16 protein-coding genes and 1 tRNA gene are annotated in these 15,482 nt (G+C 73.0%); 7 read left to right on the top strand and 10 right to left on the bottom strand.

The window, feature by feature from the left end; genetic code table 11:
* Positions 1-10: 10 nt before the first annotated feature.
* The 7 genes from galU (at position 11) to ACWC97_RS22810 (ending at position 5,555) form a co-directional block, all read left to right on the top strand.
* Positions 11-913: a UTP--glucose-1-phosphate uridylyltransferase GalU gene (gene galU, locus ACWC97_RS22840; protein ID WP_352278170.1), complete on the top strand. Its 903-nt coding sequence runs from the start codon at positions 11-13 to the stop codon at positions 911-913.
* A gap of 4 nt (positions 914-917) precedes the next feature.
* Positions 918-2,228 (top strand): molybdotransferase-like divisome protein Glp, encoded by a 1,311-nt coding sequence (glp, locus tag ACWC97_RS22835; protein WP_450651220.1) that lies wholly within the window; start codon positions 918-920, stop codon positions 2,226-2,228.
* A gap of 124 nt (positions 2,229-2,352) precedes the next feature.
* On the top strand, positions 2,353-2,916 hold the full coding sequence (gene moaC / locus ACWC97_RS22830; RefSeq protein WP_352278173.1) for a cyclic pyranopterin monophosphate synthase MoaC: 564 nt from the start codon (positions 2,353-2,355) through the stop codon (positions 2,914-2,916).
* The gene (locus ACWC97_RS22825) at positions 2,913-3,434 is read left to right on the top strand and encodes a MogA/MoaB family molybdenum cofactor biosynthesis protein (protein ID WP_352278175.1); all 522 of its coding nucleotides are present in this window, start codon (positions 2,913-2,915) and stop codon (positions 3,432-3,434) included. Before moaC ends, ACWC97_RS22825 begins: the two co-directional genes overlap by 4 nt.
* Positions 3,431-4,072 (top strand): GNAT family N-acetyltransferase, encoded by a 642-nt coding sequence (locus tag ACWC97_RS22820; RefSeq protein WP_352278240.1) that lies wholly within the window; start codon positions 3,431-3,433, stop codon positions 4,070-4,072. The genes ACWC97_RS22825 and ACWC97_RS22820 overlap by 4 nt, the downstream gene beginning before the upstream one ends.
* 159 nt (positions 4,073-4,231) lie before the next feature.
* Positions 4,232-5,407 carry a divisome protein SepX/GlpR gene (sepX, locus tag ACWC97_RS22815; protein ID WP_450651218.1) on the top strand — a complete coding sequence of 392 codons (1,176 nt, stop codon included), beginning with the start codon at positions 4,232-4,234 and terminating at the stop codon, positions 5,405-5,407.
* A gap of 74 nt (positions 5,408-5,481) precedes the next feature.
* A tRNA-Ala gene (locus ACWC97_RS22810) sits at positions 5,482-5,555 on the top strand.
* A gap of 113 nt (positions 5,556-5,668) precedes the next feature.
* On the opposite strand, the gene ACWC97_RS22805 is transcribed toward ACWC97_RS22810, so the two are convergent.
* From ACWC97_RS22805 to ACWC97_RS22760, 10 genes are read right to left on the bottom strand one after another with little or no spacing between them, the layout of a single operon-like run.
* Positions 5,669-7,180: a pyridoxal phosphate-dependent decarboxylase family protein gene (locus ACWC97_RS22805; RefSeq protein WP_450651216.1), complete on the bottom strand. Its 1,512-nt coding sequence runs from the start codon at positions 7,178-7,180 to the stop codon at positions 5,669-5,671.
* The gene (locus ACWC97_RS22800; RefSeq protein ID WP_352278180.1) at positions 7,177-8,148 is read right to left on the bottom strand and encodes an EamA family transporter; all 972 of its coding nucleotides are present in this window, start codon (positions 8,146-8,148) and stop codon (positions 7,177-7,179) included. The genes ACWC97_RS22805 and ACWC97_RS22800 overlap by 4 nt, the downstream gene beginning before the upstream one ends.
* Positions 8,145-9,107 carry a quinone oxidoreductase family protein gene (locus tag ACWC97_RS22795; protein ID WP_352278182.1) on the bottom strand — a complete coding sequence of 321 codons (963 nt, stop codon included), beginning with the start codon at positions 9,105-9,107 and terminating at the stop codon, positions 8,145-8,147. The genes ACWC97_RS22800 and ACWC97_RS22795 overlap by 4 nt, the downstream gene beginning before the upstream one ends.
* A 4-nt stretch (positions 9,108-9,111) precedes the next feature.
* The gene (locus ACWC97_RS22790) at positions 9,112-10,566 is read right to left on the bottom strand and encodes a methylaspartate mutase (RefSeq protein WP_352278184.1); all 1,455 of its coding nucleotides are present in this window, start codon (positions 10,564-10,566) and stop codon (positions 9,112-9,114) included.
* A complete protein-coding gene (locus tag ACWC97_RS22785; RefSeq protein WP_352278185.1) occupies positions 10,563-11,027 on the bottom strand; it encodes a cobalamin-dependent protein in 465 nt (154 codons plus the stop codon). Before ACWC97_RS22785 ends, ACWC97_RS22790 begins: the two co-directional genes overlap by 4 nt.
* 57 nt (positions 11,028-11,084) lie before the next feature.
* Complete coding sequence (locus tag ACWC97_RS22780) at positions 11,085-12,335, bottom strand: fatty acid desaturase (RefSeq protein ID WP_352278187.1); 1,251 nt, start codon at positions 12,333-12,335, stop codon at positions 11,085-11,087.
* Positions 12,326-12,613 carry a hypothetical protein gene (locus ACWC97_RS22775; RefSeq protein WP_352278188.1) on the bottom strand — a complete coding sequence of 96 codons (288 nt, stop codon included), beginning with the start codon at positions 12,611-12,613 and terminating at the stop codon, positions 12,326-12,328. The genes ACWC97_RS22780 and ACWC97_RS22775 overlap by 10 nt, the downstream gene beginning before the upstream one ends.
* Positions 12,610-13,140, bottom strand: a complete 531-nt coding sequence (locus ACWC97_RS22770; RefSeq protein WP_352278189.1) for a flavin reductase family protein — start codon at positions 13,138-13,140, stop codon at positions 12,610-12,612. Before ACWC97_RS22770 ends, ACWC97_RS22775 begins: the two co-directional genes overlap by 4 nt.
* The gene (locus ACWC97_RS22765) at positions 13,097-14,368 is read right to left on the bottom strand and encodes an MFS transporter (RefSeq protein ID WP_352278191.1); all 1,272 of its coding nucleotides are present in this window, start codon (positions 14,366-14,368) and stop codon (positions 13,097-13,099) included. Before ACWC97_RS22765 ends, ACWC97_RS22770 begins: the two co-directional genes overlap by 44 nt.
* Entirely contained in the window at positions 14,365-15,444 is a 1,080-nt protein-coding gene (locus ACWC97_RS22760; RefSeq protein WP_352278192.1) for an LLM class flavin-dependent oxidoreductase, read from the bottom strand. The genes ACWC97_RS22765 and ACWC97_RS22760 overlap by 4 nt, the downstream gene beginning before the upstream one ends.
* Positions 15,445-15,482 lie beyond the last annotated feature (38 nt).

The following is a 15,482-nucleotide window of genomic DNA, read 5'->3' as shown; positions in this document are numbered from 1 at the left end:
CGTTCTGCGCATGACTCAGTCGCACCCCAGGATCAGCAAGGCGGTCATCCCGGCCGCCGGGCTCGGGACCCGCTTCCTGCCCGCCACCAAGGCCACTCCCAAGGAGATGCTGCCTGTGGTCGACAAGCCCGCGATCCAGTACGTCGTCGAGGAGGCCGTGACCGCCGGCCTCTCCGACGTGCTGATGATCACCGGACGGAACAAGCGTCCGCTGGAGGACCACTTCGACCGCAACTACGAGCTGGAGTCCGCGCTCACCCGGAAGGGAGACGCCGAACGGCTCAAGAAGGTCCAGGAGTCGAGCGACCTGGCCACCATGCACTACGTCCGTCAGGGTGACCCGCGCGGTCTCGGCCACGCCGTCCTCTGCGCCGAGCCGCACGTGGGCGACCAGCCGTTCGCGGTCCTCCTCGGCGACGACCTGATCGACCCGCGCGACCCGCTGCTCTCCCGCATGGTCGAGATCCAGGAGCGCGAGGGCGGCAGCGTCATCGCCCTGATGGAGGTCGCGCCGACCCAGATCCACCAGTACGGCTGTGCGGCGGTCGAACCCACCGCCGAGGGCGACGTGGTGCGGATCACCGGACTGGTCGAGAAGCCCGAGCCCGCCGAGGCGCCCAGCAACCTCGCCATCATCGGCCGCTACGTCCTGGACCCGGCCGTCTTCGGCATACTGCGCCGGACCGGACCGGGCCGCGGCGGCGAGATCCAGCTGACCGACGCGCTCCAGCTCCTGGCCGAGGACGAGTCGGCCGGCGGCCCCGTGCACGGCGTCGTCTTCAAGGGCCGCCGCTATGACACCGGCGACCGTAGCGATTACCTCCGTGCCATTGTCAGACTCGCGTGCGAACGTGAAGATCTGGGTCCGGACTTCCGGACCTGGCTCCGCAGTTACGTCACCGAGGAGATGTAGCACCTTGAGCAGCACGATGTGGTCGGTGGAAGAGCACCTGAAGGACATTCTCGAAGCGGTGCGCCCGCTCGAACCCATCGAGCTGCAACTGCACGACGCCCAGGGCTGCGTCCTCGTCGAGGACGTCATGGTGGAGATCGCCCTGCCGCCCTTCGACAACAGCTCGATGGACGGGTACGCGGTCCGCGCCGCCGACGTCGCGGGCGCCGACGAGGAGTTCCCCGCGGTGCTCACCGTCGTCGGGGACGTCGCGGCGGGCAGCGAGGGACTGGCCGACGGCCGCGAGGTCGGCCCGGGGGAGGCCGCCCGGATCATGACCGGCGCCCCGCTCCCGGCCGGTGCCGACGCGGTGGTCCCGGTCGAGTGGACCGACGGGGGGACGGGCGAGGGCCCCGCCACCACGATGCGGGCCCACAGCGTGGACCCGGGGGCGGCGGGCGGCGAGGTGCGGGTGCACCGGCCGGCCGAGGCCGGAGCCCACATCCGCCGCCGGGGCAGCGACGTGAAGCCGGGCGATCCGGCGCTGGCCGAGGGGTCGGTGCTCGGTCCGCCGCAGATCGGCCTGCTCGCCGCGATCGGCCGCTCGACGGTGAAGGTGCTGCCCCGGCCCAGGGTCGTCGTCGTCTCCACCGGCAGCGAGCTGGCGCAGCCCGGCGAGGAGCTGACCGGCGGCCGGATCTACGATTCGAACAGCTTCGCGCTCACGGCCGCCGCCAAGGACGCCGGGGCGCTCGCGTACCGGGTCGGAGCCGTCACCGACGACGCCGAGACGCTCCGCGCCACCATCGAGGACCAGCTGATCCGCGCCGACGTCGTCGTCACCACCGGCGGCGTCAGCGTCGGCGCCTACGACGTCGTCAAGGAGGCCCTCGCCTCGGTCGGCGACGAGGACGAGGAGGGCAGCGGCATCGACTTCCGCACCCTCGCCATGCAGCCCGGCAAGCCGCAGGGCTTCGGCTCGATCGGCCCGGAGCACACCCCGCTGCTCGCGCTGCCCGGCAACCCGGTCTCCGCGTACATCTCGTTCGAACTGTTCGTCCGGCCCGTGATCCGTACGCTGATGGGCTTGCCCGACGTCCACCGCCCCACCGTCCGGGCCGCCCTGACGAGCGAGAAGGCGCTCACCTCGCCGTCCGGCAGACGCCAGTTCCTGCGCGGGACGTACGACGCGGAGGCCGGCACGGTCACCCCCGTCGGCGGCTCCGGATCGCATCTGGTCGCCGCGCTCGCCCACGCCGACGCGCTGATCGTGCTCCCCGAGGACACCACCTCGGCCGAGCCCGGAACGGACGTCGAGGTGGTCCTGCTCCGCTGATTCCCGGGCGGTGGCGGTACGGTGTCTGCCGCTGTGCCGTCCCGGGGACACCCCCGGGCCCCGCAGACCCGCGCCCCGGCGCGGGCCGCGCGGGAACCGGCGCCCTACCGCGAGGCGGAGTGAGTTGAGTACGCAGAACAGCCTGACGCACATCGACGACGCGGGCGCGGCCCGGATGGTCGACGTGTCGGCGAAGGCCGTCACGGCGCGGGTCGCCCGCGCGAGCGGACGGGTCCTCGTCTCGCCGCGCGTCGTCGAGCTGCTCCGCGGCGAGGGCGTCCCCAAGGGCGACGCGCTCGCCACCGCCCGGATCGCCGGGATCATGGGTGCCAAGCGCACCCCCGACCTGATCCCGCTCTGCCACCCGCTGGCCGTCTCCGGGGTCACCGTCGACCTCTCCGTGGCCGACGACGCGGTGGAGATCACGGCCACCGTGAAGACCACCGACCGCACCGGCGTCGAGATGGAGGCCCTGACGGCGGTCTCGGTCGCCGCGCTCACGGTGATCGACATGGTCAAGGCGGTCGACAAGGCCGCGGTGATCACCGACGTACGGGTCGAGTCGAAGTCGGGCGGCAAGTCCGGCGACTACCACCGCCCCGGGGCGGACGGGACGGACGGGACCGCCGGGGTTGCCGGGACTGCTGGGGCCGCCAGGACTTCTGGGACTTCCGGGACGGACGCGTGACCGGGGACGGCGGAGGCCCCGCCACCCCGTACACCGCCCTGGTCGTCACCGCCTCCAACCGCGCCGCCGCCGGGGTCTACGAGGACCGGGGCGGCCCGCTGATCGCCGAGGCGCTCACCGCGCTCGGCCTCGCCGTCGACGGCCCCCGGGTCGTCCCCGACGGCGACCCCGTCGAGCGGGCCCTGCGCGAGGGCGTCGCCGCCGGGTACGACGTCATCGTCACCACCGGCGGCACGGGCATCTCGCCCACCGACCGCACCCCCGAGGCCACCCGCCGCGTCCTGGACCGCGAGATCCCCGGCATCCCCGAGGCGATCCGCGCCGAGGGCCGCGACAAGGTCCCCACCGCCGCGCTCTCCCGGGGCCTCGCCGGCACCGCGGACCGCACCCTCATCGTGAACCTGCCGGGCTCCACCGGCGGGGTGCGCGACGGTCTCGCCGTCCTCACCCGTCTCCTGGTGCACGCCGTCGACCAACTGCGCGGTGGCGACCACCCCCGACCGGGGAGCTCGATCTGAACGTCTCGACCTGGCCGGTCGTCCTCAGCGACGGAGACATCGTGCTCCGGCCGATCAAACTGCGTGACCAGCGCGTCTGGCGCGAGGTCAACCGGCGCAACCGCGACTGGCTGCGCCCCTGGGAGGCGACCGTGCCGCCGCCCGCCCCGGGCGGCCCGCTGATCCAGCGGCCCACGTACCGTCAGATGGTCCGCCATCTGCGGAGCGAGGCCAACGCGGGCCGGATGCTGCCCTTCGCCATCGAGTACCGGGGCCGGCTCGTCGGCCAGCTGACGGTTGCCGGGATCACCTGGGGCTCGATGTGCTCGGGCCACGTCGGCTACTGGGTCGACCAGGACGTGGCCGGCCGAGGGGTGATGCCGACCGCCGTCGCCCTCGCCGTCGACCACTGCTTCCGCACGGTCGGACTGCACCGCGTCGAGGTGTGCATCCGGCCGGAGAACGGGCCGAGCAGAAGAGTCGTGGAGAAACTGGGATTCCGCTCGGAGGGGCTGCGCCCGCGCTATCTCCACATCGACGGCGACTGGCGCGACCACCTGATCTACGCGCTCACCGCGGAGGAGGTGCCGGACGGGATGCTCCGGCGCTGGCACCGGACCCGACCTGCGGTTCCGCAAACACCGCGTGAAATCAAATAGGTGTTCGATATTTCTCCTTCGTTCGAGCGACACCGCAGGGGCAAACGTCCAGGAACGATCCGAACAAACACAAAAAACGTTTGTGATATCACCCGGATCGTGCGACACACCGGCCCAATTGGCGGATCCCCCCGCGCAAACCCCTCTACGGTGTGAGACGTGAGCAGCAGCGGCCTCATCTACGCAGTCATCGTCGGGGCCTGGGCCGCCTACTTGGTGCCGATGTGGCTCCGCAGGCAGGACGAGCTCAACGAAGCCCGTCCGACGGAACGCTTCAGCACGGCCATCCGGCTGCTGTCCGGACGGGCGGCGATGGAGCGCCGGTACGCCAAGGACCTGCGGGGACGCACGGCCGAGGAGCCCGGGCCCGACGAAGCAGACCCGGACGTCGCCACGGACCGACTGGATTCCGTGGACGTCCGGGCCTTCGCCGCGCCCGAGACGCGCACCGGCAACCGGGCGCACGACCCGGCCCAGGCACCGGCACCGGTCCCGGCCCAGGCGTCGGCCCCGTCCCAGGCGCCGGGCCAGGCGGGGGCCCAGCCCCGGGCGCAGGCCCCCGCGAGACGCGCCCGTCCCCGCCCGGGCGGCGGCGGCACGGAAGCCGAGCGCGCCCGCCGCGCCCAGCGCCTCCAGGTCCTCGCGCGGCGTCGGCGCACCACCGTCGTCCTCTTCCTGGCCTTCACCCTCGGCGCGGTCGTCGCCGCGGTCGGCGGCATCCACTTCCTGTGGGCCCCCGCGGTCCCGGCGGTGCTGCTGAGCTCGTACATCGTGCATCTGCGGGCCCAGGAGCGGCACCGGTTCGCCTTCACCATGGACCGGCGCCGGGCCGAGGTGGCCGCGCAGCACCTGCGCGAGAACCGCACCCGCAGGCACCAGCCGCCCGGTCCGTCCGCCGTCGAGCCCGAGGAGGAGCCCGAGGCGCGCCACCCCGAGCCGGAGCCCGCGCCCGAAGTCTCCCCGCAGGAGGCCGGCCGCCGCGCCCTGGTCGAGCAGACGGACCACGCGGAGTGGGTCGACCAGCAGCGCGAGCGCGGCCCGGTCCAGGGCGACAGCTGGGAGCCGGTCCCGGTCCCGCTGCCGACGTACGTCACCGCCCCGGTCGCCCCGCGTGCCACCGGCGGCGTCGAGGTCGGCGACCCGGAGACCTGGAGCGCCGCCCGTTCCAGCTCCGCCGAGCCGAGCCAGACGGGCACCTCGCACCCCGTGGAGCCCCCCGCCGACCAGGCCCCCCGCCGCCGCCCGGCCCAGTCCCGCCGCACCCGCGACCGGGGCCGGACCCCGCTCTTCGACCAGTACGAGGACGGCGAACGCCCACGGGCCGCCAACGAGTGAGTCGCCTCGGCTGACCAGCGCGGACCGGATTTTTGTACATCGCGCAGGGGGTGCTAGAGTTTCACTCGTTGCAAGGGCCTGTGGCGCAGTCTGGTAGCGCACCTCGTTCGCATCGAGGGGGTCTGGGGTTCAAATCCCCACAGGTCCACCGCACATACGGATCCCGTCCGATCGGAAGATCGGGCGGGATTTCGTGTTTCCCGGGCGTGGTGCGGCGCGCCGCAGGGATCAAGAGGGGCCTGCGGCGCGCCGGGACAGGGGCTACCGCGATGGTGCGGGGGCTTTTGTGAGGGTGTGGGCGGTGGTCGTGATGTCGGTGAGCAGGGTGTCGATGTCGTCGTCGGTCGTCGTCGGGTTGAGGAAGACCAGCTTGAGGTGGACCTGGGGAGTGCCGTCCGGGCCGGGGATCTTCGTGCGGGCGAGCAGGGCGCGGCCGTCCGTCATGAGGGTGCGGCGGATCGCCGCGTTCCAGGCGTTCTCGTCGGCCACCGGGGTCCCGCCGGCGGCTACGCAGCGGAAGACCACCGTGCTGAGCAGCGGGTCCGCGACCAGCTCCAGGCCCTCGGTGGCGGCGATCCGGCTCGCGGCGTAGCGGGCCCGGGCGTGGCAGGCGTCCACCCACTCGCCCATGCCCGCGCGGCCGACGGTGAGGAGGGTGGCGGCCATCTTGAGGGCGTCGGAGCGGCGGGTGGTCTGGAGGGACGTGCCGAGCAGGGCGCTGAAGCCGTGGGCCTCGTCGTCGGACGGGTTGAGGTAGACGGCCTGCTCGTCGAGGCACTCCATGTGCTGCCGGTCCCGCACCACGATCACGCTCGAAGAGGCCGGGACCCAGCCGAACTTGTGCAGGTCGAAGGCGACCGAGTCGGCCCGGTCGAGTCCGTCGAGGAGCGGGGCCAGGTGCTGCGAGAAGAGGGCGCCGATGCCGTACGCGGCGTCCACGTGCAGCCAGATCCCGTACTCGGCGGCCAGGTCGGCCAGTTCGGGCAGCGGGTCGAAGGAGCCGTGATCGGTGGTGCCGGCCGTGGCGACGATGGCGACGGGGACCTCGTCGGCGTAGAGGCCCTCGACGATCCGGCGGGCCTCGTCGGCCAGCATCCGGCCCCGGTCGTCCACCGGCACCTTCACCACGGCGGAGCGGCCGAGCCCCAGGAATCCGGCGGCCCGCGCCACCGAGAAGTGGGCGGCCGCGGAGCACAGGATCCGCGGCCGCACCGGGCGGCCCGCGAGCCCCGTCTCCGACACCGCGCCGGCGGAACCCAGAGCCCGTTCCCGGCCGAACAGCAGCCCCATCAGGTTGGAGATGGAGCCGCCGGGGGTGAGGGTGCCGCCCGCCTCCGGGCCGAAGCCGACCCAGGAGGCCATCTCCGCGATCAGCCGCCGCTCCAGTTCGAGCGCGAAGGGGCCGCTCTCCCAGGCGTGCAGCGACTGGTTGAGCGTGGCGGCGAGCAGTTCGGCGGCGGCGGAGGCGGCCGTCGGCGCGCACTGCATACGGGCCACGGCCGACGGGTGGGTGAGATCGACGGACCAGCGCGCGTACGCCTCGAAGAGCGCCGTCACCCGCTCGGCACCGGGCTCCTCGGCGAGGAAGCTCCCGCCGTCCAGCGCCTCGGACACCGCGGCCACCGCCGCCTCGGGGCCCCCGGGCGCGACCGGGCCGCCGCGCTTGAGGGCGGCGTCGCCGAGGGCGCCGAGTGCCGTGTCGAGAAGGCTCCTGAGCTGCTCCAGGCCCTCGGGACGGCCCGCGAGGGCCGCGTTGCTGCCGGTGGAGATCATGACGTGTGGCTTCCTTCGGTGGGGGTGGGAGGAGCGGGCGGGGTCTGCCGGGCGGCGGAGGATCTGCGGGTGCCCCGGATGACGCCGATCGAGGCCGCGACGACCGCGACCAGACCCGCCGCCTGGGCCGGGGAGAGGGTCTCCCGCAGCACGGCGAGCGCGACCAGGGCGCCGATCGCCGGTTCGAGGCTGAGCAGCACCCCGAAGACGGTGGCGGAGACCCGGCGCAGGGTCTCCATCTCGCAGGTGTACGGGACGAGCGAGGACAGCATCGCCACGCCGAAGCCGAAGGCCAGGACCTCGGGCCGGGCGAGCGCGCCGGCGCCCTCGGCCAGACCGGCCGGCAGGGAGCACAGCGTGCCGAAGGCCATGGCGAGCGCGAGCCCGCCGCCGCCCGGCAGCACCGCCCCGACCCGGGCCGACAGCGGTACGTACGAGCCCCAGAAGACGGCGCAGGCCAGCGCGATCAGCAGACCGGTCAGGCCCGCCGCACCGCCCTGCCAGCCGAGGAGCGCGATGCCGAGGGCCGCGAGCACGATCCACAGCCGGTCCGCCGCCCGGCGCGAGGACAGCCCGGCGACCGCGAGCGGGCCCGCCATGCCGACGGTCAGCGCCACACCGACCGGCATCCGGGCCATGGCCAGGTAGAAGCAGATGTTCATCCCCGCGATGGCCACGCCGAGCGCCGCCACGGCACCCGCCGTACGCCGGTCCAGGCGGACCGAGGGGCGCCACCACAGCAGCAGCACGAGCGCCGCGAAGCCGAGCCGCATCAGGGTGATCGTCGCCGGGCCGACGGTGCCGAAGAGCTGCTTGGCGAAGGCCGCGCCCAGCTGGGTGCTGACCATGCCGACGAGCATCAGCGCCGGGGCCGGGACCACGCCGATGCCCTTCCGGCCCGTGGCGGCGGCCGTCGTGGTGCCCGTGGCCGGGCGTGCCGGCGCGCCCGTTCGGATGTCGACACTCATGGCGTCAGCAGCACCTTGCCGGTGGTGCCCCGGCCTTCGAGCAACTCGTGCGCCCGCGCCGCCTCGGCCAGCGGGAGCCGCGCCCGCACGTCCGGGCGGACGACGCCCCGGGCGACGTGGCGGAAGAGCTGGGCGGCGGCCGAGCGCAGGGAGGCCGTGTCCGGCACGTGGTCGGCGAGGGTGGGGCGGGTGAGGTACAGCGAGCCGGCGGTGCGCAGCAGCTCCACGTCGACCGGGGGGACCGGGCCGCTGGACAGCCCGCACACGGCGAGGGTGCCGCGGCGGCGCAGCGCCCGGACGCTGGTCGCGAAGGTGGCCGCGCCGACCGAGTCGTAGACCGCGTGCGCGCCCTCGCCGCCGGTGAGTTCGCGCACGGCGTCGGCGAACCCCTCGTAGGGCAGGGCGTGGTGGGCGCCGGCCGCGAGGGCGGTCTTCCGCTTCTCCTCGGTGGAGGCCACGGCGACGACGGTCGCGCCCCGGTCCGCGGCCAGTTGGACGAGGAGCTGGCCCAGGCCGCCGGCGGCGGCGAGGACGACGACCGTCTCGCCGGGGGCCACCGGGTGGGTGGTGTGGCTGAGGTAGTGCGCGGCGAGGCCCTGGAGCAGCACGGCGGCCGCGTCGTCCAGGGGCACGGTCTCGGGGACGGGGACCAGCTTGCCCACCGGTACCGCCGTGAACTCGGCGTAGGCGCCGAGCTGGGTCGCGTAGGCGACCCGGTCGCCCGGGCGGACCTCGTCGACGCCCTCGCCGACGGCGGTGACGATGCCGGCGGCCTCCTGGCCGGGGACGAGGGGGTACGGGGCCGGGTAGGTGCCGTTGCGGTAATAGACGTCGATGAAGTTGAGGCCGATCGCGGCGTTGCGGACGACGGCCTGGCCGGGGGCGGCGACCGGTTCGGGCAGCTCGGTGGGGGTGAGGGCCGAGGCGGTACCGGCCTCGGTGACGTGGACGGCTCGCATCTGATCAGTTCCTCGGTTCGGTGGGGACGGGGGAGGGGGAGGGGGCGGAGGAGGGCCCGGCGGGGCGCTGCTCCTCCTGGAACACGTGGCGGAAGTGGTTGATGTCGCCGGTCAGGCCGCTCATCAGCGTGTCCAGGGCGGGTTCCGGTCCGTCCACCGCGTGCAGGAGTTCGGTGTTGCGGTGCACATGGGCGGGCGAGAACGGCAGCGCGCCGGTCGACAGGTAGCGGATGGCGCCCGTGCGGTCGCGGCGCGGGATCAGGTCGGAGCGGGCGTACCGGCTGGCGCTGAACGGGATGTCGAGCCGGCCCTCCGCGAACGCCTCGACGACCGCCCCGATCAGGTCGGGCCGGGCGAGGAGCGGTTCGACGAGGTCGGCGACCTCGGCGAGGATCCACTCCAGCTCCTGGCCCACCTGGTCCTCGTCGGCGCCGATGAAGCCGAGGAGGGGCGAGTTGGCGCGGTCGGCGAGCCGGAGCCCCTCCACGTTCGCGGTGGTGTCCGGGATCCCGTACGCCTCCTGGTGGGTCTTGGTGATCAGCTTGGAGGCGCCGCCGAGCCGGGCGACCAGGGCGCCGTAGAGGATCAGGTCCTCGGCGTTGCCCCGGTCGCGCGGGAAGACCCCCATGAACTCGTGGAGCACCGCGTGGACCGTGACCCCGGCCGGGAGGTAGCGCTCGGCGAGGAGCGGGATGCTCCGCAGCGCCGCGACGTCCTGGGCGAGATGGCCGCCCTGCGGATACGCGACGGAGATGCAGCGCACGCCCGCGCGGGCGGCGAGCACCGCCTCCAGGACGCTGATGGCGAGGCTGATGGACGGTGGCACGAGTACGGCGGTGAGCGTGCCGAACAGCTCCCGGTCGACGACCACGCCGTGCTCGGCGAGTTCGCCGCAGCGCCGGTCCACGTCCTGCCAGGCCCCGAGGGACTCGGCGAGCGGCACGGCCTTCGAGTAGGGCAGGTTGTACGAGATCCCGCCGCCCTCGAAGGAGGTGATGCCGGAGGCCACGGACACGTCGAAGAGGAGGCGGGCGTCCGGCGAGCCGTGCCGGATCTCCAGGGGGGCCGCGACCAGTTCGTTGAGTTCGCGGCCGCGCCGCCAGCCGTGCGCCACCATCGGGTAGCCGTTCAGGTCGGCGGGGCGCAGGTTGAGGGTGCGCAGCGCCTCCTCGAACCGCTTGAGCCGGGTGTGCGAGTCGATGGTGAGGGTCAGGATGTCGGGCGCGGCCTCGGCTTCGAGGGTGGCGAGGAGGGCCTTCATCTCCTCGTGCCCGCCGACCCCGCAGCGGGGCTGGATGGCCACCCGGCCCCGGGCCCGGCAGCGGTCGAGGACCTCGGCCGCCGTGGGCTTGCCGAGCGCGTGGATGTACGCGGCCGACTCGGCCGGTGTCGGGAGCCCGTCCGGGCCGGTGCCGGGGGCCGGTGCCGTGCCGAGCGGGGGGAGCGAGGTCAGCGTCATGACGCCGCCCGTCCGGACACCACGGCGGTGCGCTCGTTCCGGGCGCGCAACTCGTCGAGCAGCAGCGGCAGTTCGGACGGGTCGGTGAGGATGTGGTCGACCCCGGCGGCGTAGAGCCGGTCGTGCGAGGAACCGTCCTTGTGGCTGCCGACCGACAGATTGCCGCCGACGATCACGGGGCACCGGATCCGGCCGGACCGCTTGACCCGGTCGAGGCCGCGCAGGTCCTCGTGGACGTGCCCGTTGAGGCTGCCGATGACGACGGCCTCCGCCTCGGGGTGGCGGGCGCACGCCGCGGCGAACTCGTCGACCGGGGTGCAGGTGCCGAGGTTGACCACGTCGTAGCCGAGGCCGCGCAGTGAGTAGGCGATGAGGTGGTTGGCCACGGCGTGGCTGTCGCTGGCGGCGACGCCGAGGATGACCGTACGAGCCGCTGGTGCCTGGTGGGAGCTGGTCCGCATCGTTGGTTCCCGAATCATGAGGAGAGGACGGAGTGGGGGCGGGCACGGGGAGGGGGCTCAGTCGTCGAAGGCGGCGAAGAGTTCACGCTTGCTGACGGACCTCAGGTGGTTCACGTCGAACTCGTCCGGGTCGGCGACGGCCAGCGAGTCGAAGACGTGGCTGATCGCGGGCACCAGGCCCCACACCTCGTGGTACGGCGGCCGGTTGGGGTCGCCCGCGGCCGCGGCCTCCTCGGCGTCCCGCTGGCGGGCGAAGAGGTAGTTGGACCAGTCGGCGCTGCGCGGGTGGCGGTGGTGGTAGTCGTGGACGACGGTGTCACCGGTCAGCACCAGGTAGCGGGACGGGGCGTGGACGAAGAGCGCGCGCAGCGTCCACCGGGCCCAGGCGAGGGCGCGCCGGGCGGCCGGCAGTCCGGGCGAGGGGGCGCGGTCGCCGATGAAGATGGCGTTGGTGAGGGAGGTGAAGTACGCCCGGCTGCGCCGGTCCTCCAGCCCCGCCGGCGGGAAGGTGTGCTTCACGCAGAGCCGCAGGGTGTTGCTGATCTGGAAGAGCGGCAGGAGCGGCACGAACCAGACGACGAGCAGCGCCGGCCAGGTGCCGGTGAGGACGGTGGCGGTGACGGCCGTGCCGTACAGCGCGAGCGCGGTGGCCTTCTCGCTGCGGGCGGACTCCTTGGAGAAGGACAGCACCCGGGAGACCGCGAACGCGAAGTGGAAGCGCGGCGAGACCAGCTTGAGCAGGAGGCGGCGCCACATCTGCCGGCGGGTCATGCCCGGATGCATGTCCAGGCTGACCAGGAACGCCTGCACCGTGGGGTCCTGGAGCGTCATGTGGCCGGTGGCGTGGTGGTCGGCGACGTGCTCGCGGCTGTAGCGGGCGAAGTTCTGGATGATCAGCAGGCTCGACACGGCGTGGCCGATGGCCTTGTCGGGCTTTCGCTTCCGGTACATGTTCCGGTGCGAGCACTGGTGGTAGATCATCATCCGGAGGTTGCGCATCCCGTGCAGGGTCACCGCCCAGCCGGGCAGCAGCAACAGCAGCGCGAGGCCGCCGAGGGCGTACGCGGTGACGCCGACCGCGACCCCGGCGAGCAGCGAGGCCGTCGCGGTCACCAGGTGGAAGGTGGGCGTCCAGCCCGAGGAGCGCTGTCCGGGCAGCGGCTTGCCGGTGAAGACGGTCAGCGGGTACTGGAGGAATCCGGGCAGCCCGGCCATGCTCTGCCGCGGTTCGACGGGGGCCGGGCGGCGCTGGTCGACGGGGTCCGGGCGGCGGAGCGCGGCGGGGGCTTCCGGGTTGATCACGGACATGACGTCTCCTGGCGGGTGGGAACGAGTGGGGCATCGGTCTGGAGGCGGACCCCGACCGAGCAGGGGAAGGTGGTCCGCACCGGGGTCGAGAGCAGCGCGCGGGCGTCCTTGCCGGTGAGGACGATCTCGATGTAGTCGCCGCCGTCCGCGCGGCCGGGACCGTTGCGCACCTCGATGTGGAGGGAGAGGTTGCCCTCCCCGTCCACCGAGGGCGTGACCGTCCCGTCCACGACCCCGGGGATCGTCGTGCTCGGCGTCCGCGTCGTCGTCATCGTCATCGGGGCTCTCCGGTGAGGGTCGGGACGGCGGCGCGGAAGCCCCGCCGGTACCACAGGAGCGGACTGGTCTCCTTGGGGATGCGCAGACCGGTGAGTTCGCCGATGAGCAGCTGGTGGTCGCCCATCGGTATCCGGTCGACGGCCGTGCAGCGGAACACCGCGGCGGCGTCGGCCAGACACGGCAGCCCGCTCCCGGGCCAGGTGGTGAAGCCGCCCTGGGCGAACCGGTCCACCCCGTGCCGGGCGAACCGGCCGGCGACCTCGGTGTGCTCCTCGCCGAGCACGTTGACCACGAACTCGGGCGAGGAGCTCAGCGCCTCCCGGCAGCTCGATCCGTTGCCCAGACCCACCAGGAGCAGCGGCGGATCCATCGACACCGAGGTCACCGCGCTGGCGGTGAAGCCCCACCGGCGTCCGTCCGCGTCGCGGGTGGTGACGACGGTCAGCGGGGCCGCGAGGTGCGCCATCGCCTCGCGGAACGTGTCACTGTCCACCGGACAGGGCGGGCTCAGTTCCAGTGCCGACACGGGACACCTCCTTCTTCTCGTGGAAGTCGCGGAAGCTGCGGATGGTCAGCGGTACGAAGACCGCGCCGTACACCCCGAGGAGGACGGCCAGGCAGGCGACGAGCCGCTGCGGGCCGATGCTCGCCCCGACGGTGCTGATGAGCAGTCCGCCCACCGGGTAGGAGAGCAGCCCGATCAGGAAGAAGGGGCCCATGACCTTGCCCAGGTGCTCCCGGGGGATGACCTTCACCCGCTGGGTGCGGTTGAAGATGTTGAAGTACGCGACCCCGGACATGGCGACCACGAACGCCGCCGCGTACAGCCAGAAGGACGAGGCGGTGCCGAGCAGCAGCAGGCAGCCGGTGAGGACCGTGTAGCCGAGCGAACCGAGGAAGTTCACGTCGAACTTCCGCAGCAGCAGCGGGGTCAGCAGCAGGTTGAGCAGCCCGACGATGCCGACGAACATGTTGAGCATCGCGTACTGCGACTCGGGGGCCTTCAGTACGCCGGTGACCACGGCCGCGTTGGCGGCGAGGACCGTCGAGAAGACCAGGTTGATGGAGAAGTTCAGACCGGCGAGCAGGATGACCGGCCGGTTCCCCACCAGGAGCTTCCAGCCCAGGCCCAGCTCGGAGAGGACCGCCCGCGCGCCCCGGGCCCCGGCCGGAGCCGGTGCGGCGGCCGTGCGCGGCAGCACCAGCCAGCAGCAGGCGGCCGTCGCGAAAAGCGCGCCCGCCAGGGCCAGCAGCCAGACCTTCCCCAGGAACAGCACCGCCACCATGGCGATCCCGGGCCCGAGCGCCATGGCCAGGAGCTCCATGTTCTGCACCAGGGACTGGGTCCTGGCCAGGTCCGAGCCCTGCGCGAGCTGCGGTACGACCTTCTCGATCGCCATCCGGATCGGCGCGACCAGCGTGGCCAGCACGGCACCGGTCACCATCAGGGTCGGCACCGTCCAGGACGGCCGCGCCACGATGAGCAGCACGGCGCAGACGATGACGGCCGCACGGGTGGCGTTGGCCCGCGAGAACAGCCTGGCACCGCCGTCGCGGTCGGCGACGAGCCCCGCGAACGGGTACGCGAGCAGGCAGGGCAGCCACTCGACGGCATAGGCGATGCCGAGCGAGGAGACCTGGCGGGTCTGCTGGAAGATGAGCAGCGGGACGCTGAACATCACGACCTGCTCGGCCATGAGGCCGAGCAGCACGCCGGAGCCGAACAGGCTCCGGCGCGTACGCTCGCTGCTCACCGTGTTCCCGCCAGGGCGCCGTCGTGGTCCTTCTCGTACGCGCGGACGACCGGCAGGACGTGGGTGAAGAAGGTCCGCATCTCGTCGCGGGCCGGCCAGCCGGAGAAGATGAACTGCCCGACCCCGGCCGCCTTGTACTCCATCAGGTAGGCGGCGACCTCCTGATAGCTGCCGACCAGGCAGAGGGCCGGGCCGCCCCGGTAGGCGACGGCGCCGGAGTACAGGACCGGCGAGAGCCAGCCGTGCCCGGCCTGCTCGGCCAGGCGCATCGAGTTCTTGACCGCCTCGGAGTCGCCCGCCTCGACGAACGCCTTCACGTACGCGCGGTGGTTCTCGTCGGTCTCGCTCATGATCTCGGCGAGCTCGGTGAGCGCCTCCTCACGGGTCTCGCGGGCGAGCACCTGGAGGCGCAGGCCCACGTCCGTGCCCTCGGCCACCAGGGGGGCCGCCGCCTTGGCGATCTCCTCGGGGGTGTCCCCGTAACGGAACCAGCAGTCGCCGTAGCGGATCGCGGTCCGCTGCGCCACGGCCGAGTTCCCGCTGATATAGATCTCGGGTCGGCCGCCGCCCCGGTGGCCGAGGCCGAGCTGCGCGTCGACGACACGGTAGTGGTCACCGGTGAAGGTGACCGGACGTCCCTCGCCCCACAGGCGGTGCAGGATGTCGAGGAACTCGCCCTCCCGGGCGTAGCGCTCGTCGTGGGCGAGGAAGTCGCCGTAGTAGCCCTGTTCGGCGGGGGAGGTGCCGGCGACGATGTTGAGCGCGATCCGGCGCTCGGAGATCCACGACACCGTGTTGACGATCTGGGCGAAGAGCGTGGGCGAGAGCAGGCCCGGCCGGTACGCCAGGATGAACTTGACCCGCTCGGTCTCCCGGGCCAGCGCCCCGATGATGGGCAGCGGGTCCGGCAGGGTGTAGCTCTGCGCCATGAGCAGGGACTCGACCCCGAGCGCGTCCGCGTCCTGGGCGAACTCGATCGCGCCGTCCAGGTCGAGCAGGTCGGACCGGTACTTCTGTGTCGACTTCTTCTGGCCACTGTCGAGTGACGATCCCCAGTGGAACCTGAGTTCGGCCATGTTCCTTCTTCTTCCTCGGTCTCGGGTGGTGGTCGCGT

Source organism: Streptomyces sp. NPDC001108 (genome assembly GCF_053598535.1).
The sequence above is the reverse complement of the archived record's forward strand: the minus strand, read 5'-3'. Positions and strand labels throughout refer to the sequence as shown.

Excerpts from the sequence above, each read along its gene's own strand:
- galU (WP_352278170.1), top strand. The coding sequence starts at position 11 with ATGACTCAGTCGCACCCCAGGATCAGCAAGGCGGTCATCCCGGCCGCC.
- ACWC97_RS22805 (WP_450651216.1), bottom strand. The coding sequence starts at position 7,180 with ATGATCTCCACCGGCAGCAACGCGGCCCTCGCGGGCCGTCCCGAGGGC.
- ACWC97_RS22800 (WP_352278180.1), bottom strand. The coding sequence starts at position 8,148 with ATGAGTGTCGACATCCGAACGGGCGCGCCGGCACGCCCGGCCACGGGC.
- ACWC97_RS22795 (WP_352278182.1), bottom strand. The coding sequence starts at position 9,107 with ATGCGAGCCGTCCACGTCACCGAGGCCGGTACCGCCTCGGCCCTCACC.
- ACWC97_RS22790 (WP_352278184.1), bottom strand. The coding sequence starts at position 10,566 with ATGACGCTGACCTCGCTCCCCCCGCTCGGCACGGCACCGGCCCCCGGC.
- ACWC97_RS22785 (WP_352278185.1), bottom strand. The coding sequence starts at position 11,027 with ATGCGGACCAGCTCCCACCAGGCACCAGCGGCTCGTACGGTCATCCTC.
- ACWC97_RS22780 (WP_352278187.1), bottom strand. The coding sequence starts at position 12,335 with ATGTCCGTGATCAACCCGGAAGCCCCCGCCGCGCTCCGCCGCCCGGAC.
- ACWC97_RS22775 (WP_352278188.1), bottom strand. The coding sequence starts at position 12,613 with ATGACGATGACGACGACGCGGACGCCGAGCACGACGATCCCCGGGGTC.
- ACWC97_RS22760 (WP_352278192.1), bottom strand. The coding sequence starts at position 15,444 with ATGGCCGAACTCAGGTTCCACTGGGGATCGTCACTCGACAGTGGCCAG.